The following is a 22,911-nucleotide window of genomic DNA, read 5'->3' on the forward strand; positions in this document are numbered from 1 at the left end:
TATACTATTTTATGCTATATATATGCAACTGGTATAAAATATTTATGTTGTTTATAATTTACTCCTTAAGGCTTCCCTCGTATCCTTTGATCACATTAAATGAACTTAAAGAGTTAAGAAAATGAGTGAAGCTGATTTTGAGTGGCTGGAAGGCCGTGATGATATTTCCCATGTAACTGTTGGTGTGGTTGATCTACAAGGTATTTTGCGTGGAAAGCGCCTACCAAAAGATCAGGCAAAGAAAGTACTGACAGGTGGATTAAAGCTTCCTCTATCCGGTGGTACGACCGATATTTGGGGTGAAGACCTTCATGAAAATGAATTGGCAATGGAAAATGGCGATGCAGATGGCATTTGCCAATATACAGGCCGTGGTGTTTTACCTGTAAACTGGAATTCAAGCCCGGGCGCCTTTGTACCTGTGCAAATGATGGGTGAAGATGGCAAACCTTTCTTAGGGTGTTCCCGTTATGCATTGATCCGTTTGATGGAACGTTTCCATGCGAAAGGTTGGCGCCCTGTTGTTGCGACAGAATTGGAATTTTTCCTATACGATCTGGAAGATGGGCGTCCAACTTCAATTTCTTCACCTGTAACGGGGAAAAAATATAGTAAGGCCGATTTGCTTTCTATTGAGCAATTGGATCATCTGGATGATTTTCTAAGTGACCTTCATAAAGAATGTGAGATACAGGGCATTAATGCGGATACGATGGTATCTGAAAATGCCGCGTCTCAGTATGAAGTTAATCTATTACATGTAGATGACCCTGTGCGTGCGGCAGATGATACAGTTTTATTCAAACGTTTGATCAAAGGTATTGCGCGTAAACACGGGATGGGCGCGACCTTTATGGCGAAACCATATGGGGATCAGGCAGGAAATAGTATGCATGTACATTTCAGCTTGATCGACGAAAATGATGTGAATCTGTTCGATAATGGTGGTGAAGAAGGAACCGAAATGTTGCGTCATGCAGCTGGCGGCTTATTGAAATATATGCGTGAAAGCATGTTGATGTTTGCACCACATTATAACTCATACAAGCGTTTACGCCCTTACTCCTTAGCGCCGACCGATGTGAATTGGGGCTATGAAAATCGTTCGGGTGCTGTGCGTATTCCGGCAAGTGATGCAAAGGCAAGACGTATTGAGCACCGCGTCGCTGGGGCTGATGCTAATCCTTATCTCGTATTAACTGCGATGTTGGCAGCTGCGCTGGAAGGGATTGAAAATAAAATTGATCCGGGCGCACCAATTGAAGGATTGGCATATGAAGGGCGAACCCATGAATCCTTGCCCGCAAGTTGGTATGAGGCGATTGAACTTTATGCGAACAGTGATTTCTGTAAGGAGATTTTTTCGGAAACACTGCATAAAACCTATTTAGGTGTGAAGAAATATGAATTTGGTGTTTTCACTTCCAAAATTACCGAATTTGAACATGAAACCTATTTGGATAATGTCTAATGCTATCTGATGTCCTGACCATTAAACATCCTCAACCCTATCCAGAAAGTTATTATGCAGCATCCCGGGTAGAAACACCTGATCGTCCAGTGTTATCTGATACGGTCGAGGTGGATGTATGCGTGGTCGGAGCAGGCTTTTCCGGTATGTCCACCGCCTTGTTCCTTGCGGAAAAAGGCTATCAGGTGGCTTTGCTTGAAGCTTGTCATGTGGGGTGGGGCGCAGCAGGTCGTAATGGTGGACATCTCATCAATGGTTTTAATGGGGGTGTTAGTTTTCTGGAGAAACATCTAGGTGTTAAAGACCGCGATGTTATCAAGGCCTATCATCTTGAAGGGGCAGAGATCATTAAGGATTGGGTCGGTAAGTATGATATCCAATGCGATCTGAAATTTGGCCATATGATCACAGCTTATACGGATAAGCAGGTTAAGGAGCTGGAAGAAGAGATCGACCAACTTCATGCATATGGCTTATCTGACATGCATATGGTGGATCGCGAAGTTGCTCAAAAAGAAACTGGATCTTCTGTTTATGCGGGTGGATATAAAGATCCATATTCCGGTCACCTACATCCGTTAAATTTGGTATTGGGCGAAGCGGCTGCCTTTGAAAAGCTTGGGGGGCAAATCTTTGAACAATCCCCAATGATTGGATATGCGTCGGCGTCTTATGGCGTATTGGTAAAAACAGCTAAGGGACAGGTTAAGGCAAAGAAATTAGTGCTTTGCGGTGAAGCATATATGGGGGATACAGAAAAACGTATCTCTAAACGTATGATGCCTGTATCTACACAAGTGATTGCCACGGAACCTTTATCTGAAACACAGCAAAAAGAAATTTTACCGAATGATTTGGCAGTCGCGGATTGCCGCTATATTTTGGATTATTTCCGACTTTCTGCGGATAAGCGTCTTATTTTTGGGGGCGGGTCTACTTATGGGGGATCAACTCCAGCACAGGCCGAACAAAAATTACGCGGTAATCTTGAGAAAGTTTATCCGCAATTAAAAGGCATTAAAGCGGATTATGTTTGGACCGGGAATATGGCCTTTTGCTATACTCGCCACCCTGACTTGGGAACTTTGGCAGATAATGTATATTACTTACACGGGTTCTGTGGGCATGGGGTTAACGTGACTCATATTTATGGTCGTACAATGGCGGAGGCGATTGACGAAAAATTTGATCGTTACAACATGTTCACCAAAGCGCCTCAAAGGCCCTTCCCGGGTGGACAACGTTTCCGCGTGCCTTATTCTATCGCAGGGTCATGGTGGTATGGTTTACGTGACAGGTTAGGTGTCTGACTGATTAATCAGTACCCCGTCCAGATAGTTGTTAAGCATGGAAATACCGTAAGCTTTTATATCTATTGGTCTATGTGGTTCATGATATTGATGAAGCATGCCAAAAAACATACAGTAGTAGCCTAAGCCTGCTTCTTCATATTTATCATTGTCTTTTAAAAGTTTCGCATCTGCCAAAGCTTTAAATGCTTGGATCATATCCTGTTGGAAACTGTATCTTTCTTCATTCAGGATATGTTGTAATTCAGATTCCGTATCCGTGGATTCCAGATTGTGAAATAATAGACGCGTTGTTTTCCCGCCCATTTCATTTTCCAAACAAATATTAACCAGATCGATAGAGAATTTTCGAATGCCTGTAAGGGTGCCAATATCACTTGTATCTCTTAAACGGGCACTCATCAATTCAATATCAGGATATAAATATGTATCCCATAAGGCGCGAATAACATCGTCCTTCCCCTTGAAATGCCAATAAAGCGCCCCACGTGTAACACCTGCGGCTTTGGCTATGTCGTTCAAAGAAGTACTATAAATACCTTGGGATGCAAAAAGGGTTGCGGCCGAATGCAGCAAATCCCGGTAGGTTTTTTCCGCTTCTTCTTTGGTTTTACGCGCCATTTGTGACCTCAAATTGAATTAATTTTTGCGATTAATACATGAGTCGGAGAAATAATACTAGACAAACATACATACATGGATGTATGTAAATGTCGAGTTTAAATTAGACAAGTCGCATTTTAAGGGAATGTCGCTTGTTTTGCCTTTGGATTAACGTCGGTTTTCGATGTTGGGCTAACTTATAGGTGGATGAAATGCACAAACTGAAATTAGTTTTGTGGGGGATGGTCGCATTATTGGTTGCGGCTTGTCAGGAAGAAGAAGTTAAAGATACACAAGTTGAAGATTTAGGGCGTCCTGCAAAAATTGCATTGGCACAACAATCTTTGCATTCAAGTATACAGGTGTTTCCCGGGGTGACGGCTGCAGCACGCAGTTCAACTCTTGCCTTTCGTGTGGAAGGACAGATTACAGATTTACCGGCGATTGCGGGTAAGTTTTTTAATAAGGGTGACTTGATTGCACGTCTTGATGATGCGCCTTATCAAAATGTGGTTGCAGATCGCAAAGCAACATATGAATTAGCGCGCTTGGATTTGGATCGCCAGCAAGCATTGTTTGATCGAAAACATATTGCTGAATCAAGATTAGATGAAGCCCGCTCAACATATGAAGCACGTAAAGCGTCACTAAAAGCCGCACAGGATGATTTAAGCTATACACGTCTTGTCGCACCATTTGATGGTATTGTGAGTGTGGTTGAAGTGGATAACTTCAATAACGTTCAGGCAAAAGAAGCGATCGTTCAATTCCATGGGGCAAAGGCCATTGATGTGGTTTTTGATATCCCGGAAAGTCTATTTGTGAAATTGCCAAGTGAAGATGCTGAAAATGGTCATGTAACTTTGGTATTTGATTCCATTCCAGACCGTGTCTTTGATGCTTATTACAAAGAACATGAAACTTCCCCTGATGCAGCAACACGTGCTTTTGAAGTAACTGTTTCAATGCCGTTGCCTGAAGATGTGTCTATTTTACCGGGGATGACCGTTTCTGTTAGCTTGGATCTTAGTAAATATATCGCAAATGACGCGGAAGGTGTTCTTGTGCCACTGGAGGCGGTTTTTGAACAAGAAGGCCAAACCTGGGTTTGGACATTGGATAGCGAAAGTCGCGCAGTACGTAGAATGGTTTCTTCCTCAAAGATCGAAGGAGAATATGTACGTATCGTGGATGGCCTTCAAGACGGTGATCCGGTGATTGCTGTTGGTGTTGATCATGTGGCGGAAGGTCAAAAAATTCGTCCTATGACTAAAGAGCGTGGCATTTAACGAGGCGGAGTTCCAGTCATGATGGGTTTAACAGAATTTGCGATCCGCAAAAAAGCGGTGAGCTGGATGGTAACCTTGCTGATTATCGGCGGAGGTATCCTATCCTTTTTAAGCTTGGGTCGATTAGAAGATCCTGAATTTACCATTAAAGAGGCGGTGATTGTTACCGAATATCCGGGGGCATCTGCCCTTGAAGTTGAAGAAGAAGTCACGCTGCCAATTGAAGAAGCCATTCAGCTTTTACCTTATGTAGATAATATTCGGTCTATTTCTGCAGCTGGGCTGTCGCAGGTTACTGTAGAGATGAAAGGCCATTATCGAAAGCAGCATCTCGGACAAATTTGGGATGAAATGCGTCGAAAAATTCGTGATATGGAAGGTGGCCTTCCTGTTGGTGTACAACAACCAATTATCAATGACGATTTTTCAGATGTATACGGTACTTTTCTTGCGGTAACTGGGAAGGGATATACTTATGAAGATCTCGCCGATTATGTAGATTTCTTACGCCGTGAACTCATTCTTGTAGATGGGGTTGGTAAAGTCTCAATTGGTGGGCGTTTACAAGAACAAATTGTGCTGGAAGTGCGCCGTTCAAAACTCGCAGCTTTGGAGTTGTCGCTCAGTGATTTACAGGCCGTATTAGATAACCAAAATGTGGTTTCGGATTCTGGACGTATTAAGATTTCCAGCGAATATATCCGCATTAGCCCAACCGGCACATATGATGAAGTGGAACAACTCAACAACCTATTACTTGGTTATACAAATGGTAAAATTATCTATCTAAGTGATGTTGCAGATGTGAAACGCAGTTATGTGGATCCTGCGACACATATGTATCGATTTAACGGGGAATCTGCCCTGACAATTGGTGTCTCTTTTGCACAAGGTGTCAATGTGGTGGAAGTCGGTCAGGCCGTTAAAGACAGAATGGCAGAGTTGGAATTTTCTCGTCCGATTGGTATGGAAATCGGTGTGATTTATGATCAACCATCTTTGGTAGATGAATCCGTTTCAGAATTTATTGTGAGCCTTGCGGAAGCTGTAGCAATTGTGATGGTGGTGCTACTATTTGCAATGGGAATACGATCTGGTCTGTTAATGAGCTTGATCTTGCTTCTAACCATTCTTGCAACTTTCTTCGGTATGAAGATGATGGGAGTTGATTTACATCGTATCTCTCTTGGTGCGCTCATTATTGCCTTAGGTATGTTAGTTGATAATGCTATTGTGATTACAGAAGGTATCTTAATCGGTATCAAACGAAAACTTACCAAAATAGAGGCCGCAAAACAGATTATCGGGCAAACCGTTTGGCCTTTACTAGGGGCCACTGTTATCGCTGTAACCGCCTTTGCGCCAATTGGTTTATCACCTGACGTATCTGGGGAATTCACAGGATCGCTTTTCTATGTATTGTTAATCTCCTTGATGATTTCCTGGGTTTTTGCAATCACCCTTACCCCTTTCTTTGCCAATTTATTATTCAAAGAAGCAAAGCTGGATGATGGTAACGATGCGGAGGAAATTGATCCGTATAAAAGTGTTTTCTATCGTGTATATCGTTCATTCTTGCATCTCTGTATTCGTTTTAGATATGTAACCATGTTGGCGATGTTTGGTGCGTTTGTAATGGGCGTTTACGGGTTTACAAATGTGAATCAAGCGTTTTTTCCGCCATCCAACCTACCATTGATTACAGTGGATTACTGGATGCCGGAAGGCACAGATATTCGCGCGACAGAAGCTGATATGAAGGATGCTGAAGCACGTATCTTGGCTCATGAAAATGTAGTGAAAGTTACGTCCACAATCGGTCAAGGGGCGGAACGATTTATGTTAACCTATTCAGGTGAACGTAATTATTCCAGCTATGGTCAGTTTATTATTGAGATTGACGATAAAGAAAATACCGTCGCGGTCAGATCATGGGTGGATGAAATGATCAGGACTGATTTCCCACAAGCATTTTCAAAATCTGATCGCTTCTTTATTGGCCCTGCGACAAAGGCGAAAATCGAAGCGCGTATTTCAGGTCCGGATGAAGAAAAACTGCGTATCTATGCAGATCGTGCTATCGAAATTTTTAAAAGCAATCCAAATGCGATCAATGTGCGTCATGACTGGCGTAATCGTACCAAGGTATTACGTCCTGTTTTTAATGAAGCTGAAGCACGTCGCCTAGGTATTTCCCGGGTTGATCTGGATAATGCGCTGGCGATGAATATGAATGGAACACAGGTAGGCACCTTACGTGATGGGTCTACCTTATTACCAATCATTATTCGTCCACCATTGGAAGAAAGATCAAGTATTGATCAGTTAGACAATATTCAGGTGTTTAGCCCGGTTTTAAATCGCTATGTCAGTATTCATCAGGTGGTATATGATATCAGTTATGAATGGGAAAACCCTCTGATTATGCGCCGGGATCGTAAACGTACTATTCAAATTTGGGCTGACCCTGATCCCAATGGGCCTGTGGATTCTTTTGCGCTTTTTGCACAATTAAGTGCAGAACTTGAACAAATGCAAATGGCACCGGGATATGAGTTAAACTGGGGTGGGGAATATGAAGCACAAGGTGATGCCAATAAAGCGGTATTCGAATTCGTACCTGTAGGCGTTGTCGTAATGATCGCCATCACCATGCTATTATTCAATTCTGTAAGACAAACATTGGTTGTCTGGTTCACGGTACCATTAGCCATTATTGGTGTCGCAAGTGGCTTGTTGATCTTCAATCAACCTTTTGCTTTCACAGCCTTACTAGGTTTCTTAAGCCTGTCAGGCATGTTGTTGAAAAACGGAATTGTTCTGGTCGAGGAAATCAAACGCCTCAATGAGGAAGAAGAATTGGATTTAGGGAATAGTATCCTTCAGGCATCTGTTAGTCGTTTACGTCCGGTTATGATGGCTGCGATGACGACAGTGCTCGGCCTGATCCCGTTATTACCTGATGTCTTCTTCGCACCACTCGCGGTGACCATCATGTTTGGACTAGGTTTTGGTACTATTCTAACTCTCGTAGTTGTGCCTGTCCTATTTGCTATTTTCTATCGGGTGAAACTCGATAAGAAAATGGAAACAGGAATTGCATAGAAGAAAACGCAATCCAATTTCTATGCATAAGGAAAAGGCCGAAGGATATCTCCTTCGGCCTTTTCTGTTTTTTCTCTTATATCGGTATTAGTTCCAATCCGGAACGCCTGTCATATCAGGTAATTCATGGGCGATACCTTTATGGCAATCGATACATGTTTTTTCACCTGTTGCCAGATACTTACTATGAGCGACCGCAGCACGTGGGCTTTGAGCCGTATAATCCATGGATTCCGCACTGTGACAGTTACGACATTCAAGGGAATTGTTTGCTTTCAAACGTACCCATTCATGTTCTGCTAACTCACGACGTTTCTCTTGAAACTTTTCACGTGTGTTAATTGTTCCGAAAATTTTCCCCCAAACTTCTTTAGAAGCTTGCATCTTACGGGCAATCTTGTCAGTCCAATTATGTGGCACGTGGCAGTCAGGGCAGGTGGCTCTGACGCCAGAACGGTTAGAGAAGTGAATTGTTGTTTGCAATTCTTCATACACATTATTGCGCATTTCGTGACAGCCAATACAAAATTCCTCTGTATTTGTGTATTCAAGAGTGGTGTTGAAGGCACCCCAGAAAATCACACCTGCCATGAAACCACCAAGGGTCAGAAAGCCAAGGCTTAAATGAACAGCCGGTTTGGACAATATGGTCCAGAATTTCTTCAGTAATGAAATCATGTCCTATTCCTCAAATTTGGCTTATTCTTCTGACGCAATAACGTCATCCACATCCACGAAGGTATTTTCAACAAGCGGTTTTGCTTCATTTTGTGAAACGTGACATTGCGTACAGAAATAACGACGTGGGGAAACGCTTGCCAGGAACTGATTGTCGCGGTTCATGAAATGGGTGATGCTAATCATTGGCGCTTGTGATGTCTCCGTCGCGCGACGACTGTGACAGCTCATACATTTATTTGCATTTAAATCCACCTGATATCCTGCAATTTTATGTGGGATAGTTGGCGGTTGCTCAGGATAGTTGCGGACACGCTTAATATCCGCATTTTCTTCCTTTAACATCAATGGTGCTTGGGGTTCTTCGTCAAGTGGTGTGCCGCCGCGCAAAGTTGCAATTTCTTCGGCATAGGCCACGCTGCTGATGAATAGAACTGATAAGGCTGCAAGGATAAATTTACGCATGACTTATGCCTCCTTCACGATACGAACAGCACATTTCTTAAAGTCTGTTTGTTTTGATAATGGATCTGTCGCGTCCAATGTCACTTTGTTGATCAACTGACTGGCATCAAACCAAGGCACAAAAACAAGTCCTTGTGGTGGTTTGTTCCGGCCACGTGTTTCTACGCGGGTGAGAATATCTCCACGACGGGATTCAACTTTAATTTGATCGCCACGGCGCACATTAAGTTTTTTGGCATCTGCCGGATGCATATAGCAAACCGCGTCAGGATAGGCTTTATAAAGTTCTGGTACGCGCTGGGTCATAGAACCTGAATGCCAGTGTTCCAAGACACGACCTGTGCAAAGCCAGAATGGATAATCATCATCCGGGCTTTCTGGTGCAGGTTCATAAGGAAGCGCCCAAATTTTGGCTTTACCATCTTTGTTACCGTAGAAGTCAAAACCAGATCCTTTTTTCGCATAAGGATCGGACCCTTCACGGAAGCGCCACTTGGTTTCTTGACCGTTAACAACAGGCCAACGCATGCCGCGCACTTTATGATAAGTATCAAAGTCAGCCAGATCATGGGCATGGCCACGACCAAATGTTGCATATTCTTCGAAGAGGCCTTTTTGAACATAGAAGCCGAAATGTTCGGATTCATCATTGTCATAACCTTCTTCGATATCGCTGATCGGGAATTTATCAACCTGACCATTAGCGAAAAGAATATCAAACAAAGTTTTGCCTTTGAATTCTGGATTCGCATCCAGAATTTCTGCAGGCCAAACTTCTTCAACCTTGAAACGTTTGGAAAACTCCATTGTTTGCCATAGATCGGATTTTGCTTCGCCTGGGGCTTTTACAAGTTGATGCCACATTTGAGTGCGCCGTTCCGCGTTACCATAAGCACCTTCTTTTTCAACCCACATTGCTGTTGGCAAAATCAAATCTGCGGCTTCAGCTGTTACTGTCGGATATGGATCAGATACAACGATGAAGTTGTCAGGATTACGATAGCCCGGATATCCTTCTTCATTCATGTTCGGCGCTGCTTGCATATTGTTGGTGACTTGTACCCAATATGCATTGATCTTTCCGTCTTTCAGGGCCCGGTTTTGGGCAACCGCATGTAAACCTGGTTTTGGCGGGATGACCTCAACAGGCACTTTCCAATATTTGGCTGCAATCTCACGATGTTTTGGATTCTTTACAACCATATCTGCCGGAAGACGATGGGAGAATGTACCCACTTCGCGGGCAGTACCACATGCGGATGGCTGGCCAGTTAAAGAAAACGGGCTGTTGCCAGGTGTTGCGATTTTACCGACCAACAGATGAATATTATAGATTAATTGGTTCATCCACACACCGCGGGTATGTTGGTTTGCCCCCATGGTCCAGAAAGATGTTATCTTAATGTCAGGATCTGCATACATTGCAGCAAGTTTTTCTAGTTGTTCTGTTGGAACGCCAGAAATCTCACTTGCTTTTTCAACTGAATATTCGCTTACAAATTCTTTGAAACGCTCAAAGTCGATAGATTTTGAACCACCAGCTTTATCTGCGTTCTTGGCTGCTTTTTGTAATGGATGTTCAGGACGTAAGCCGTATCCAATATCCGTATTACCTTCGATGAAGCGGGTATGTTTGTTTACAAAATCCCAGTTAACCTTATCATTTTGGATAATATAATTTGCGATATAGTTGGCAATTGCCAAATCAGATTGTGGTTCAAACACAATGCCGCTATCCGCCAAATCGAAACAACGATGCTCATAAGTTGATAAAACTGTACATGTTACATGCGGGGCACTTAAGCGGCGATCAGTTACGCGACTCCAAAGAATTGGATGCATTTCCGCCATATTTGATCCCCAAAGCACAAATGCGTCTGTGGCTTCAATATCATCATAACAGCCCATTGGTTCATCAATACCGAATGTCCGCATGAAGGCACCAACTGCAGATGCCATACAATGACGTGCATTTGGGTCGATATTGTTGGATCGGAAACCAGCTTTCATTAATTTGGAAGCGGCATAACCTTCCCAAACAGTCCATTGACCGGACCCGAACATGCCGATACCTGTCGGGCCTTTTTCCTTAAGGGCTTTCTTCCATTTTTCTTCCATAATGTCGAAAGCTTGATCCCAGGAAATAGGGGTGAATTCGCCATTCTTGTCATATTTACCATTCGACATGCGTAGTAAGGGCTGGGTCAAACGGTCTTTACCATACATGATTTTTGATAAGAAATAGCCTTTCACACAGTTCAGGCCTTTGTTGACTTCTGATTCTGCATCCCCATGGGATGCAACAACTTTACCGCCCTTAGTCGCGACCATAACGGAGCAACCTGTGCCACAGAAACGGCAAGCTGCCTTATCCCATTGTAAGTCGGTCTTGCTGGAATCTGTCACAAGATTGCTGGCTTCCGCAGGGAGTGATACGCCTGCCACCATTGCTGCAGCAGCTGCAGCTTTGGCTTTTAATGCATCCCGTCTTGTAAGTTTCATCTTTAGAATCCTTTATTACTTATTTAGACTTCGAAGTGTCATTGTTGTTATTTTGCAGCCGCTGCGATTTTATTCATAGTTTCTTGCGGCGACTGATCTATAGGGAGAATTTCTTCAGCTTCCGCCTCTGTCATGGTTTCATGATAGACAGAGGAAGCAGACATCACTCCTTCACTTGTTTCCACCCGAGTTGTTATATCTCTGAGGCTTCTTGTATTGGGGGCCTCAATTACAGCGATAATTTTGCCGATTGGATCTTCGGCAAAAATCTCTAAATAATTTATTTGTTCCAGACTGTTTTTTACTTTTTCTATATTTTCTGGACGAAAGAGAATGATCATGCTGGCCACGTGGCATTCATCCTGGATATGAGAATCATCATCAGGCATAAATTTAGACATGGGCGTGTACCTTTTTTAAAATTGCAGGTTCTGAATAAGAAAAACTGATCGCATCTACTGGGCACGGAGATGCACAGGCGCCACAATTTGTGCAACGATCAGAATTTATTTCTGGCTGAGGAGGCTTACCAATACGCATCTTCATTCGTATAGCCCCTTCCGGACAGCTATCTCGGCAAGCTTCACAGTGAATACCTTTTTCAGGAAGGCAGGTTTCCAAATTCAATGAGAGTATTGCTTGAATGGTTGGCGTCTGTGAAAGATCAAATACATCTTCATTGCATGACTTTGCGCATTCTTCGCAAAATTCACATTCACCAGAATTGAAATCCAATTTTGGAAAGCCACCATCCCCTTTGATAATGATATTTGTTGGGCAAGCGGTGATGCATGCATCACATCTTGTGCAGTTATCTTCAATGGATTGATGGCTCGTCCAAGGCAAAGGGATATCATTCGGAACAGGTTTAACTGATCCTCTCAGAAAGCCCCGCCGTTGCAAATTCACAGACATGATTCATGTGCCTATAAGGTCGGAGGGCCTGCAAAAATCTGGTAGATCCAGACGATAAAACCGTAGGCACCTACAAAGGCAACAGCCAAAGCCGGAATTAATATAGCAGTGGTAAACAGAAAGGTTTTTAATTCTGCTTGTTTAGAATTTACTTCTGTCATGGTTACGATCCCGATAGTCATTTTTAACTTATCTTTATTTTATGATTAGGACCCTAACGCATATTCAGGAAAGGTGATATGATCTATGTCAGTTATAGGATGAAGGTTTTGATGCTGACTAAGAAAATAAAATGAAGATCAAAATGAATTGGGCCGTTTTTTGTTCGTTGATTGGTCGGAAAGTGTATAACGAATCCGTTTTTCGTTGATAGATTAGCCGGAGTTCAGGGTCGCGTGGGAGTGGCCAGAGTTAAGGAAAACTGCGGGTTAACCGCCTATCAAGAAAGGGTTGCGATATGCCACTTGAAATGAATAAAAACGTCTTCATCACATGTGCTGTAACAGGTTCCGGTGGAACACAAGATAAGTCCCCACATGTGCCACGTTCCCCAAAAGAGATCGCAGAAAGCGCTATTGATGCAGCAAAAGCAGGTGCCGCTGTTGTGCATTGTCACGTGCGTGATCCAGAAACAGGTGCACCATCCCGTGATCCAAAATTATATCGTGAATTAACAGACCGTGTGCGTGAATCTGAAACGGACGTTGTGTTGAACCTGACTGCAGGTATGGGCGGGGATATCGTATTTGGTGATGTGGAAGCACCGTTTCCTGTGAATGAAAAAGCAACTGATATGATCGGTGCAACCGAACGCGTTCAGCATGTGGCGGAATGTTTGCCAGAAATCTGCACATTGGATTGTGGCACAATGAACTTTGCCGAAGCTGATTATGTGATGACAAATACACCGGGTACCTTGCGTGCAATGGGTCAAATGATGACCGATCTTGAAGTGAAGGTAGAGATTGAAGCATTTGACACGGGTCATCTTTGGTTTGCGAAACAGTTGGTGAAAGAGGGTATTTTGAAAAGCCCGGCAATGGTTCAGCTTTGCATGGGGGTTCCATGGGGCGCGCCAAATGATTTGAACACATTTATGGCCATGGTAAACAACGTACCATCTGATTGGGACTGGTCTGCATTTTCCCTTGGTCAACATCAGATGCCATATGTGGCTGCTGCTGTTCTTGCGGGTGGTAACGTACGTGTTGGCTTGGAAGATAATTTGTTCCTTGAAAAAGGTGTCCTTGCAACAAATGCACAACTTGTCGAAAAAGCAGGTACCATTATTGAAAATCTAGGTTCCAGTTTAATGACACCTGCTGAAGTACGTGATCAGCTAGGTTTAACAAAACGTGCACCAAAATCCTAAGTCCAAAATTTAAGACAGAAAGATAGAGATTAATGAAAGCCTGTATTGTTGGCGGTGGTGTTATTGGCGGGGGCTGGGTTGCCCGGTTCCTGCTCAATGGCTGGGATGTTGCGGTATTTGATCCAGACCCAGAAGCAGAACGCAAAATCAGTGAAGTTTTGGCTAATGCGCGTCGTAGCTTACCGTCCCTTTATGATCGCATGATGCCTGTAGAAGGAAAGCTAACTTTCCATTCTGATTTAGCTGAAGCTGTGTCTGGTGCTAAATGGGTGCAAGAATCTGTGCCAGAACGCTTGGACTTAAAAAATAAAGTCCATGGCAGTATTCTGGAACATCTTGATGCTGATGCCATTCTTGGTTCTTCCACATCTGGTTTCAAACCTTCTGAATTACAGGATGGAATGGATAAACCTGAACAGATTATTGTAACCCATCCGTTCAATCCCGTTTATTTATTACCGTTAGTCGAAGTTGTTCCGTCCGCCAAGACACCGGAAGCGATTAAATCAAAAGCTCAATCGATTTTGACTTCTATTGGCATGAAACCACTATTAGTGCGTAAAGAAATTGATGCGCATATTGCAGATCGTTTACTGGAAGCTGTTTGGCGTGAAGGGCTTTGGTTGATCAATGATGGTATTGCGACCACTGAAGAGATTGATGATTCTATCCGTTATGGCTTTGGTTTACGCTGGGCACAAATGGGATTGTTTGAGACATACCGTATTGCGGGTGGCGAAGCAGGTATGAAACATTTTATCGGTCAATTTGGCCCAGCTTTAGCTTGGCCTTGGACCAAGTTGATGGATGTGCCTGAATTGACAGATGAACTCGTTGATCAAATTGCGGATCAGTCAGATGAACAATCCGGGCATATGTCCATTCGTGAACTGGAACGTCTGCGGGATGATAACTTGGTTGGCATGATGCGCGCCTTGAAAAAATCCGGCAGTGGCGCCGGTGGGACCATCAATGAACATGAAGCCGCTATGGAATTACCAACAGCAGATGATCTGCCAATTACTGTATGTCGTAAGATCCCGCAAAGCTGGACAGATTATAATGGTCATATGAATGAGACACATTATCTGGAAGCAGCAAGTAAAGCGACAGATCAGTTTATGATTATGGTTGGGGCCGATGATGACTATATCGCATCCGGAAATAGTTATTTCACGGTTGAATCCCAAATACGATATCTAGATGAAATGAAAGAAGGTGATGATCTGACCATTAAGACACAAGTCTTATCAGGTGCAGGTAAGAAGATGCATCTATATCATTTCTTACAAAATGCTGCTGGTGACACGGTTTGTGGTGTTGAGACACTTTTATTGCATGTGGATTTAAACACTCGCAAAACCAGTCTGCCAGCTGAAGAGATTTCTGCGAAACTCGCAGAATTTGCGTCGGCCCATGTTTCCCTTCCAACTCCGCACGGTGTTGGGAAATCTATTGGCCAACGTTAAGACTCCTCAGGTTTTCCTGAAGACTCTTTTGACCTAACTAAAAAAGGCGATCCAGATTTTGGATCGCCTCTTCTTTATCCTATAATATAGAAAACTAAGCCACTTGGACCTTACGGATATAGGCATCCACTTGATCTTTTAAGGATGTACCGTAACGTTCAAGTTCAACAGATGCTTCCAATACCTTTCCGGCGGAACCGGATGTCGCCTTTGCTGCATCAATAACCACAGACATATTATCAGAAACATATCGTGTGGACTGCGCGGCATTTTGCACATTATGGGCGATTTCAGAAGTTGCTATGCTTTGTTGTTGCGCGCTATTAGCAACGTTTTCAGCTACGTCCGCTAGGTCTTCAATGGTTTTGGTGACATTTTCAATGATCGGAACAGTTACATTCACGCTCTCCTGAATGCCGTCTACATGGGTTGTAATTTCCTGTGTGGCATTGGCTGTTTGTGTCGCTAGGTTTTTTACTTCGTTGGCAACAACAGCAAAACCTTTACCTGCTTCACCAGCTCGCGCGGCCTCAATTGTTGCGTTCAACGCAAGCAGGTTTGTTTGATTGGCAATGTCGTTAATCAAACTGACCACTTCACCAATTTTCTCTGCCCCACTGCGTAGACCAGAGATTGAATTGATTGCAGATTCCGATGCATCACGTGCTTCGCCTGCTTTGCGGGATGTGCTGGAAATTTGTTCTGAAACTTCTGAAATGGTTGCTGTAAGTTCTTCGGTTGCAGAGGCAACTGTATTTACATTTTCACTAGCAGACTGGGATGATGTTGAGGCTTCAACAGATTGGTTAGAAGACTGCTCTGCCTGCTGGCTCATTTCATTGGCTGAGATACCAAGCTGATGAGAGGATTGTGCAATATTAGACAATAGGGAACCAACCTCTGCCTCAAATTCCTGTGTTGCATGACGCACTTCATCAGCGCGCGCCGCTTTTTGTTCGGCAGCTTCTGTTTGGGCACGTTGTAATTCTTCACGCTCCACAGCCTTATCTTTTAGGACATCTACAGAAACAGCAATCGTACCAATTTCGGTCTCGTTAATAAGCCCTTTGACATCAGTTTCTAAATTGCCGTCGGCGAGAGAGCGAATAGATTTTTCCAGATTATTGATCGGGCCGGTTACGAATTTACCCATAACCATACTGGTGGCGATGGCAGTCGCAACGCCAGCGACCGCAGCAGCTCCTAAGATCACTAGAGCCATTATTTCAATATTGATGATACTGTCATATAGGCGGTCTGCTATCTGGCCTTCTGCGCCAACCTGACGCCAGATTGCCAAGGCATCTTCTGCCTGATTATAAATATAAATTGAACAGGCTACGTAAAATACGCCAATCGAAACGGTTGCCAAAGCAACGAGACGGCCCATATTCTTAATAGATAACGTAAACATATCTAAAATGATGCCCCTTTTGTGGATTTTTTGAACCAAAACTCATAAGATTGATATCAATTCTAACGACTTGCTACAAAAAATAAACAATTGATTTTTATTTCGTTTTTCTTTGTCGCAAAAGGAATGGACATCAATAATATAGCGGATATTTTACAATCATAAGAAATTGCTGGTTAAAAAATTATTAAGGAATTTAGCAATGGAAATCGGGCAAGAACAATATTACTCCCTTCGTTTTCCGGATAATATCTTTGATCAAGGATTGTTAAAATCAACACATGAGGGGATGCTCAATGCGCTTCGTGATGTGGAGGAAAAAGGGGCCGGTGCTCTGACTGTTCTTGATGAGGAAGGATTTGCATTATTATTGGAAGAAGCACGTAAGCTTTCCTTTCGTACTTGTTTAAATACCGTTGGTGCTGGGGAGAAAGCAGTTACGCAAGATTTTAAAATATCTTTGAATTTTCCAGATGAAACACGTCTTGATGAATTTGCAGCTGCCTTTGAAAGACAGTTAAACGAAGCATTCGCTGAATTGTCCGAATGTCCGGTTCGTCTTCCTTATCACTTTAATGACCGGGCAATGTTAATCTATGAAGCAGGCTCAACAGGAATTTCGCCTCATAAGGATCATAAATGTTTTGAAGGTGTCGTCGCAATTTTGACTCTTACAGGAAGTGCCGATTTTTACATATGTGATGATCGTGATAAGCGGAATAGCATCTTATTGCCAGCTCGGTCTGGCGTGATGATTATGATGCGTGGGGCAAATTATTTGGGCATGGATCGCCCATTTCATTATGTCGAAAATATTACCGAAGAAAGATATGGATTTGGGTTACGGTTTAACGCAAAAGAAATAGACGCACCTAAGTCTTTATTCCTACAAAGATAGTATTATGAAGCAAATTCATTGTCGTTTTTATCTTCTACCTAATTATTCCTTACTGGCTCTGACATCGGCAGTGGAAGCGTTAAGGGTGGCGAATAGAAAAGCAAATTCAAATTTGTATTCTTGGGAATTGGTCTCAAATCATGGTGGGTTATTTGCCTCTTCAGGTGGGGTAGAACTTTTCACAATTGCAATAAATGAGATCGACAAAGATCAAAAACTGGATCGTTTTATCATCTGTGGTGGGGATGGATCTGAACATCTATCTGATGAAATCACATTGAACTTTTCCAGACATCAAACAAGGCAATCCTTTATGGCAGGGGCAATTTCTGATGGATCGTATTTAGCTGCAAAGGCAGGTGTTTTTGACGGCTATAGATCTACGATCCATTGGGAATGTCATGATGGATATGTGGAGCAAAACCCGGATTTAGAAGTAACGCGTCAAATCTATGAAATTGACAGAGAACGTTTCTCTTGTGCAGGCGGGTCTGCTGCTTTTGACTTGTTTCTTAAATTAGTAGAAATGGATCATGGGCGCCATCTAAGTCTTGAAATTGCAGAAAACTCAGTAGTAGCCGATATTCGGTCTGAAGGCAGCCGTCAACGTATGAACCCGTCTTATAAATTTGCGGCAGCCAATCCGCATGTTGGAAATGTGATTGATAAGATGGAGCGTCATTTGGAAAATCCACTATCGATCCAAGTTTTGGCAGATGAAGAAGGGATTTCCGTACGACAACTCGGACGAATTTTTCATCAATATGTTGGAGATAGTCCAATACAGTTTTATATGGAACTTCGTATTCGTCGTGCAGCAAAACTTTTAAGACAGACAACGATGTCTATTGATGAAATTTCTATTGCTTGTGGTTTTGCTTCAAGTTCTCATTTAGCAAAGAATTTCAAAAAAATCTGGAAAGTTTCACCGCGTGACTATCGTATAGAATGATGTCCGAAAGTTTTCTTTAGATGTCTGAAATGTTGTGGTGGTAGAGTCCTCATATCCTTAAGTTTTACATAGATTAATGAATGTGAAATATAAGGAAATAATAATTATGGCGATGCCAACAAGTTCCAAATATGTGATTATCGGTGCAGGTATTCACGGTCTTTCCACAGCCTGGCATTTGGCTGAAAAACTAAAAGCTTCTGGTAAAGGAAGCGGTGAGGATATCATCGTATTGGATAAAAGCGGTATTGCTGCTGGTGCGTCTGGTATTGCTTGTGGTGTTGTGCGTAACAACTATTTTCAACCAGCCATGCGTGAATTGATGGCGCATTCTGTAAATGTCTGGGAAGAAAACGCAGAAGCTTTTTCCTATAATGCTGTTGGTTATATGCAGATTAGCCCTGAATCCATGCATGAAGACTGTGCTGAAATTCATCGTCAGCAACAAGATATCGGTTACGAATCTGATTTCATCGAAGGTAAAGATGAATGTATGTCTTACATGAAGAATATCTTCAGCGACTGGCAGGCTAAGGGCATCACCAACATCTTGCATGAGAAAAAAGGTGGTTATGCAAATAATACGAAAGCGATTTACGGCCTGGCTGAAAAAGCTGAGGGTAATGGCGTTCGTATCATTACGGGTGTAACAGTAACCGGTTTTGATTCTGATAATGGATCTTCCGCAATTAAAGCTGTTGTCACAGATAAAGGCACAATCGAATGCGACGAAGTCATTATTGGTGCTGGTCCATGGGCAAAAACATTTTGGGATATGTTGGACTTGCCAAAGACTGTAAATATCAAAGCTAAAGACGGTACAATCCATAAAGATATTGATATGTGGCGTTACTGGGCATTGGAAGAAGGTGTATTGGGTGTTGAACCTGATTTCTTGATGGATAACGATGGTAAGATGCCGCCAGTTATCCATGTGGATACTGATGAGCCGTTGATCTCTGATGTGGATGGCTCTGTGATTACGGATAAAATGTGGGGTATCTATTATAAGCCTGATTTCCACTTCAATGGTGTGCAGGGCGGTGCGATGCCATATGAAGTGAAAACACCAGCCGATAAAATTGAAATCGATCCATATGGTCCGGATTCACCTGAATTTATTGTGGATGATAATTTCGCACATTTCTGGACATCCGCTTTGGCATTTTGTCAGAAACGTTTTGAGGGGCAAGTTGTTAAATATCGTAATGAACCATCAGGTGGTTTGGGATGTTTTACACCGGATAGCTTCCCTGTATTTGATAAATTTCGTGAGAACGTAACCTTCATCGCTGATTCCAATCATGGTTATAAAATGATCGGAGTTGGTGAATTGATCGCCCGCGAATTATTGGGTGAAAAAACTTCCTTGTTGGAGCCTTTCCGCCTTAGTCGTTATGAGGAAGGAAAGCTTCATCCAGTGAGTAATTCACCATTCCCGTGGAGTTAAGTTTACCCCGCCAAATCTTCGGATTTGGAACTGGCCCTGATTCAATCAGGGCCTCTTTATCCAGCCTTGGTAAGTTTACGGAATTTGCTTGTTTTAAGAGGACACAGTACAATTCGGTACCGTTTACAGAAATTGGATATAGAGACTTAACTAGATGCAAACACAACATTCAGGAAACGATCGCCCGATGAAGATCGCCTTTCTATTGTTGACTGATTTTTCCATGATGGCATTTGCCAGTTTGATGGAGCCTTTGCGTTCTGCCAATCGGACAATGAATAAAGAATGCTATGCTTGGAAATTTGTATCTGTGGATGGAAAGCCAGCAGCCTCAAGCAGTGGGGCAATGATCATGGCAGATAGTGGCATGTTGCAAAATGAAGATGCCGATGTGATCTGCCTCGTTGCGGGTATGAATGTATCCTATCATTGCACGGATGAATTGATGGGCTGGTTAAGACAACAAGCCGTAAGAGGCGCGATGATCGGCTCGCTTTCAACAGGTACATATGTATTGGCGAAAGCAGGTTTATTGGACGGTAAAAGATGTACAACCCATTGGGAAGGTCTTGATAGTTTCAAGGAAGTATTCCCGGATGTGGATTTTACCGGCAGTCTATATGAAGTCGATGGAAATCGCTTTACTTGCGCAGGCGGTAATGCGGCCTTTGATTTAGCTTTGTGCTGGATTGGGGAGCAGTATGGATCACGTATTAAGGCTGCTGTTTCAGATCAATTCCTACATGGGACCGGACGCGAAGCAGCAGAACCACAGAAAAATAGTGCTGTGGAGAGATACGGGATACATAACGAAAAGCTTTTGTCTGTTGTGAACCTGATGGAAGAGAATTTAGAAGAGCCTCTTTCAAGACAACAGCTAGCAGATCGTGTGGCGGTGACTATTAGACAATTGGAACGTTTGTTTTCCAAATATCTGGGCACGTCACCATCGCATTTTTACCTGAGGCTTCGTCTGGATCGGGCGCGCTATTTGTTAAGACAAACAGCGATGCCTATTTCGGAAATTGCCATTGCTTGTGGATTTGTGAATTTTTCACATTTCGCCAGAAGTTATCGAAACCAATTTGCCCATTCTCCCAGTGAAGAGCGGGTGCCTGAATAAGGAGTAACGTGTTGATCTCTGCTTTAGAAAAAAAGTCTGATAACCTGATAGCGACAATCTGGTCGCTTCAAGGTTACGGCTTGTCGTCCTAAACAATTCTGCTTCAAGCATCCCTTCTAGTGTTGGAAAGTTAATTTCTAATGGAGGCATCAATGGCGCGCAGAGGATCAACTCGTCCACAACGTAGAAGTCGTGGCGATCAACGCGAAACCCAATATCAAGAACCAGTAGCACCGTCAGGGGCGATAGGGGGGCGTTATAAGCCTCTGCTTGATCATGAAGTGGATAAGATTTTTGAGGCGGCTGTCTCCGTATTGGATCGAACAGGCATTGAGGTGACGGAAAGTCCGTGCCGAGATACGTTTGAAGCTGCCGGTTGTCGTGTGGATACAGGAAAGAACCGTGTTTTTATTCCACGTCATCTAATTGAAAATGCGCTTGGTACCATGGCGAATAACGTACTGTTGGCAGGGCGTGATCCAAAACATGATATTAATCTGGGCGGTGCTCGTGTTTACATGGGAACCGGCGGATCAGCGGTGAAGCTGTTGGATTTACGAGGCAATATGCGACAAACCATCACCAGCGATAATTACCATATTGGTCGTTTGGTGGATACCTTGGATAATATCCATTTCTATATGCGCCCCGTGGTCTGTCGGGATCTTGAAAATGAAGACTTGGATATCAACCAGTTCTATGCATGTTTAGCGGCCACCAAAAAACATGTAATGGCCAATGCTTACTTGCCAGAACGCGTGGCTGATCTTCGTAAACTTGGGAATATGATTGCAGGTGGCGCGGATGCGTTTAAGGAACGTCCGATTATATCTTTGACGGCTTGTTGGACCGTAAGTCCTTTACGTTATGCGATGGAAACTGTGGATGTTCTGGATCAAGCTATTGAATATGATATTCCTGTTGTGATTTCGTCAGCACCACAAGCGGGCGCAACATCACCTGCAGCTTTGGCAGGGACTTTAGTTCAAATTCTTGCAGAACAACTTTCAGGGATTGTTTATGTGAATCTAAAGAAACCGGGCTTTCCATTGATTATGGGTTGTGTGCCTGCACAGGCAGATTTACGTACGGGTGCTTTCACAGGCGGGTCTGGTGAATTCTCTTTGTTGAATGCAGCATGTGCTCAATTGTCCCAACATCTTGGTATTCCGATTTACAACTCATCAGGTATTTCAGATTCCAAAATTCCTGATGCACAAGCAGGTGCAGAAAAAAGCCTGACAGGTTTGGCAGCAGCGTTGGCCGGGTCTAACTATATTCATCATTCAGCAGGTTTCCTAGAAAGTCTGTTAACGGTCGCTTATGAGCAATATGTAATTGATAACGATATCAATGGCGCCATCATGCGTATGGTGCGCGGCATTGAGGTAACCGATGAAACCTTATCATTGGATGTAATCCATGATGTGTGTAACGGGCCCAATCACTTCTTGGGGCATCAGCAAACAATCCAATTGATGAACTCTGAATATCTCTATCCTGATCTGATGAATCGGGCGACGCGAGATGATTGGGAAGCTGCCGGTGAAGCCGATTTGAGAAAAACTGCTATCGAACATGCAAAAAACACATTGGAAAATCATTGGCCAACCGTGTTCAGTACAGAACTTGATACAGAGATCCGTAAAGAATTTAACATCTTGCTTCCTTTGGAAGAAATGCAACCAGAGAATTTCTGGGAAAGATTTATTAAACACTAACTATCTATGCGCAGGGAGGCGCGTAAAAAGTGGGAAAAGTTCCATGAAAATAAATTTCTAAAAAATCGAATTTAGATACAGTTTATTTCAATTGAATTGTTGTTATGACTGGAATTTAATCTCACAAGTTTTTCTGTTTAGACCTCTTGAAGGCAAGCAGATCGTTAATTTAGG

19 protein-coding genes are annotated in these 22,911 nt (G+C 43.0%); 11 read left to right on the forward strand and 8 right to left on the reverse strand.

The window, feature by feature from the left end:
- Positions 1-121: 121 nt before the first annotated feature.
- Both ACOQOA_RS00225 and ACOQOA_RS00230 read left to right on the forward strand, forming a co-directional pair.
- Positions 122-1,471 (forward strand): glutamine synthetase family protein, encoded by a 1,350-nt coding sequence (locus ACOQOA_RS00225; protein WP_420546687.1) that lies wholly within the window; start codon positions 122-124, stop codon positions 1,469-1,471.
- Positions 1,471-2,781: an NAD(P)/FAD-dependent oxidoreductase gene (locus ACOQOA_RS00230; RefSeq protein WP_420546688.1), complete on the forward strand. Its 1,311-nt coding sequence runs from the start codon at positions 1,471-1,473 to the stop codon at positions 2,779-2,781. The genes ACOQOA_RS00225 and ACOQOA_RS00230 overlap by 1 nt, the downstream gene beginning before the upstream one ends.
- Here ACOQOA_RS00230 and ACOQOA_RS00235 read toward each other — a convergent pair.
- Complete coding sequence (locus ACOQOA_RS00235; RefSeq protein ID WP_420546689.1) at positions 2,770-3,402, reverse strand: TetR family transcriptional regulator; 633 nt, start codon at positions 3,400-3,402, stop codon at positions 2,770-2,772. The two genes, ACOQOA_RS00230 and ACOQOA_RS00235, sit on opposite strands and share 12 nt — an antisense overlap.
- A 194-nt stretch (positions 3,403-3,596) precedes the next feature.
- On the opposite strand from ACOQOA_RS00235, the gene ACOQOA_RS00240 reads away from it, so the two are divergent.
- Complete coding sequence (locus ACOQOA_RS00240; protein ID WP_420546690.1) at positions 3,597-4,673, forward strand: efflux RND transporter periplasmic adaptor subunit; 1,077 nt, start codon at positions 3,597-3,599, stop codon at positions 4,671-4,673.
- Between the two features lie 18 nt (positions 4,674-4,691).
- Positions 4,692-7,778 carry an efflux RND transporter permease subunit gene (locus ACOQOA_RS00245; RefSeq protein ID WP_420546691.1) on the forward strand — a complete coding sequence of 1,029 codons (3,087 nt, stop codon included), beginning with the start codon at positions 4,692-4,694 and terminating at the stop codon, positions 7,776-7,778.
- 87 nt (positions 7,779-7,865) lie between these two features.
- Here the strand turns inward: ACOQOA_RS00245 and ACOQOA_RS00250 are convergent, their stop codons facing one another.
- Genes ACOQOA_RS00250 through napE form a run of 6 tightly spaced genes read right to left on the reverse strand, consistent with a single transcriptional unit; the run spans position 7,866 to position 12,499 of the window.
- Positions 7,866-8,456, reverse strand: coding sequence for a NapC/NirT family cytochrome c (locus ACOQOA_RS00250; RefSeq protein WP_420546692.1), 591 nt, complete (start codon positions 8,454-8,456; stop codon positions 7,866-7,868).
- Between the two features lie 21 nt (positions 8,457-8,477).
- Positions 8,478-8,921, reverse strand: a complete 444-nt coding sequence (locus ACOQOA_RS00255) for a nitrate reductase cytochrome c-type subunit (protein ID WP_420546693.1) — start codon at positions 8,919-8,921, stop codon at positions 8,478-8,480.
- 3 nt (positions 8,922-8,924) lie between these two features.
- Positions 8,925-11,423, reverse strand: coding sequence for a nitrate reductase catalytic subunit NapA (gene napA / locus ACOQOA_RS00260; RefSeq protein WP_420546694.1), 2,499 nt, complete (start codon positions 11,421-11,423; stop codon positions 8,925-8,927).
- A gap of 47 nt (positions 11,424-11,470) precedes the next feature.
- Positions 11,471-11,824, reverse strand: coding sequence for a chaperone NapD (locus ACOQOA_RS00265; protein ID WP_420546695.1), 354 nt, complete (start codon positions 11,822-11,824; stop codon positions 11,471-11,473).
- Positions 11,817-12,338, reverse strand: a complete 522-nt coding sequence (gene napF, locus ACOQOA_RS00270; protein WP_420546696.1) for a ferredoxin-type protein NapF — start codon at positions 12,336-12,338, stop codon at positions 11,817-11,819. Before napF ends, ACOQOA_RS00265 begins: the two co-directional genes overlap by 8 nt.
- Before the next feature lie 11 nt (positions 12,339-12,349).
- Positions 12,350-12,499: a periplasmic nitrate reductase, NapE protein gene (napE, locus tag ACOQOA_RS00275; RefSeq protein WP_420546697.1), complete on the reverse strand. Its 150-nt coding sequence runs from the start codon at positions 12,497-12,499 to the stop codon at positions 12,350-12,352.
- 296 nt (positions 12,500-12,795) lie between these two features.
- Between napE and ACOQOA_RS00280 the strand changes: the two genes are divergently transcribed.
- On the forward strand, positions 12,796-13,710 hold the full coding sequence (locus ACOQOA_RS00280) for a 3-keto-5-aminohexanoate cleavage protein (RefSeq protein ID WP_420546698.1): 915 nt from the start codon (positions 12,796-12,798) through the stop codon (positions 13,708-13,710).
- A gap of 32 nt (positions 13,711-13,742) precedes the next feature.
- The gene (locus tag ACOQOA_RS00285) at positions 13,743-15,179 is read left to right on the forward strand and encodes a carnitine 3-dehydrogenase (RefSeq protein ID WP_420546699.1); all 1,437 of its coding nucleotides are present in this window, start codon (positions 13,743-13,745) and stop codon (positions 15,177-15,179) included.
- Positions 15,180-15,273: 94 nt separating this feature from the next.
- On the opposite strand, the gene ACOQOA_RS00290 is transcribed toward ACOQOA_RS00285, so the two are convergent.
- On the reverse strand, positions 15,274-16,593 hold the full coding sequence (locus ACOQOA_RS00290) for a methyl-accepting chemotaxis protein (RefSeq protein ID WP_420546700.1): 1,320 nt from the start codon (positions 16,591-16,593) through the stop codon (positions 15,274-15,276).
- 202 nt (positions 16,594-16,795) lie between these two features.
- On the opposite strand from ACOQOA_RS00290, the gene ACOQOA_RS00295 reads away from it, so the two are divergent.
- From ACOQOA_RS00295 to ACOQOA_RS00315, 5 genes are all read left to right on the forward strand, one after another.
- Positions 16,796-17,491, forward strand: coding sequence for a hypothetical protein (locus ACOQOA_RS00295; protein WP_420546701.1), 696 nt, complete (start codon positions 16,796-16,798; stop codon positions 17,489-17,491).
- A 4-nt stretch (positions 17,492-17,495) separates the two neighbouring features.
- Positions 17,496-18,443, forward strand: coding sequence for a GlxA family transcriptional regulator (locus tag ACOQOA_RS00300; RefSeq protein WP_420546702.1), 948 nt, complete (start codon positions 17,496-17,498; stop codon positions 18,441-18,443).
- A gap of 106 nt (positions 18,444-18,549) precedes the next feature.
- Entirely contained in the window at positions 18,550-19,893 is a 1,344-nt protein-coding gene (locus tag ACOQOA_RS00305) for an NAD(P)/FAD-dependent oxidoreductase (protein ID WP_420546703.1), read from the forward strand.
- 154 nt (positions 19,894-20,047) lie between these two features.
- Positions 20,048-21,016, forward strand: coding sequence for a GlxA family transcriptional regulator (locus ACOQOA_RS00310; RefSeq protein ID WP_420546704.1), 969 nt, complete (start codon positions 20,048-20,050; stop codon positions 21,014-21,016).
- 152 nt (positions 21,017-21,168) lie between these two features.
- A complete protein-coding gene (locus ACOQOA_RS00315; protein ID WP_420546705.1) occupies positions 21,169-22,737 on the forward strand; it encodes a trimethylamine methyltransferase family protein in 1,569 nt (522 codons plus the stop codon).
- The last annotated feature ends 174 nt before the right edge of the window (positions 22,738-22,911 follow it).

Source organism: Curvivirga sp., from assembly GCF_965219885.1.
Taxonomy (GTDB): Bacteria; Pseudomonadota; Alphaproteobacteria; order UBA8366; family Aestuariispiraceae; genus Curvivirga.

Excerpts from the sequence above, each read along its gene's own strand:
- ACOQOA_RS00225 (WP_420546687.1), top strand. The coding sequence starts at position 122 with ATGAGTGAAGCTGATTTTGAGTGGCTGGAAGGCCGTGATGATATTTCC.
- ACOQOA_RS00230 (WP_420546688.1), top strand. The coding sequence starts at position 1,471 with ATGCTATCTGATGTCCTGACCATTAAACATCCTCAACCCTATCCAGAA.
- ACOQOA_RS00235 (WP_420546689.1), bottom strand. The coding sequence starts at position 3,402 with ATGGCGCGTAAAACCAAAGAAGAAGCGGAAAAAACCTACCGGGATTTG.
- ACOQOA_RS00240 (WP_420546690.1), top strand. The coding sequence starts at position 3,597 with ATGCACAAACTGAAATTAGTTTTGTGGGGGATGGTCGCATTATTGGTT.
- ACOQOA_RS00245 (WP_420546691.1), top strand. The coding sequence starts at position 4,692 with ATGATGGGTTTAACAGAATTTGCGATCCGCAAAAAAGCGGTGAGCTGG.
- ACOQOA_RS00250 (WP_420546692.1), bottom strand. The coding sequence starts at position 8,456 with ATGATTTCATTACTGAAGAAATTCTGGACCATATTGTCCAAACCGGCT.
- ACOQOA_RS00255 (WP_420546693.1), bottom strand. The coding sequence starts at position 8,921 with ATGCGTAAATTTATCCTTGCAGCCTTATCAGTTCTATTCATCAGCAGC.
- napA (WP_420546694.1), bottom strand. The coding sequence starts at position 11,423 with ATGAAACTTACAAGACGGGATGCATTAAAAGCCAAAGCTGCAGCTGCT.
- ACOQOA_RS00265 (WP_420546695.1), bottom strand. The coding sequence starts at position 11,824 with ATGTCTAAATTTATGCCTGATGATGATTCTCATATCCAGGATGAATGC.
- napF (WP_420546696.1), bottom strand. The coding sequence starts at position 12,338 with ATGTCTGTGAATTTGCAACGGCGGGGCTTTCTGAGAGGATCAGTTAAA.
- napE (WP_420546697.1), bottom strand. The coding sequence starts at position 12,499 with ATGACAGAAGTAAATTCTAAACAAGCAGAATTAAAAACCTTTCTGTTT.
- ACOQOA_RS00280 (WP_420546698.1), top strand. The coding sequence starts at position 12,796 with ATGCCACTTGAAATGAATAAAAACGTCTTCATCACATGTGCTGTAACA.
- ACOQOA_RS00285 (WP_420546699.1), top strand. The coding sequence starts at position 13,743 with ATGAAAGCCTGTATTGTTGGCGGTGGTGTTATTGGCGGGGGCTGGGTT.
- ACOQOA_RS00290 (WP_420546700.1), bottom strand. The coding sequence starts at position 16,593 with ATGTTTACGTTATCTATTAAGAATATGGGCCGTCTCGTTGCTTTGGCA.
- ACOQOA_RS00295 (WP_420546701.1), top strand. The coding sequence starts at position 16,796 with ATGGAAATCGGGCAAGAACAATATTACTCCCTTCGTTTTCCGGATAAT.
- ACOQOA_RS00300 (WP_420546702.1), top strand. The coding sequence starts at position 17,496 with ATGAAGCAAATTCATTGTCGTTTTTATCTTCTACCTAATTATTCCTTA.
- ACOQOA_RS00305 (WP_420546703.1), top strand. The coding sequence starts at position 18,550 with ATGGCGATGCCAACAAGTTCCAAATATGTGATTATCGGTGCAGGTATT.
- ACOQOA_RS00310 (WP_420546704.1), top strand. The coding sequence starts at position 20,048 with ATGCAAACACAACATTCAGGAAACGATCGCCCGATGAAGATCGCCTTT.
- ACOQOA_RS00315 (WP_420546705.1), top strand. The coding sequence starts at position 21,169 with ATGGCGCGCAGAGGATCAACTCGTCCACAACGTAGAAGTCGTGGCGAT.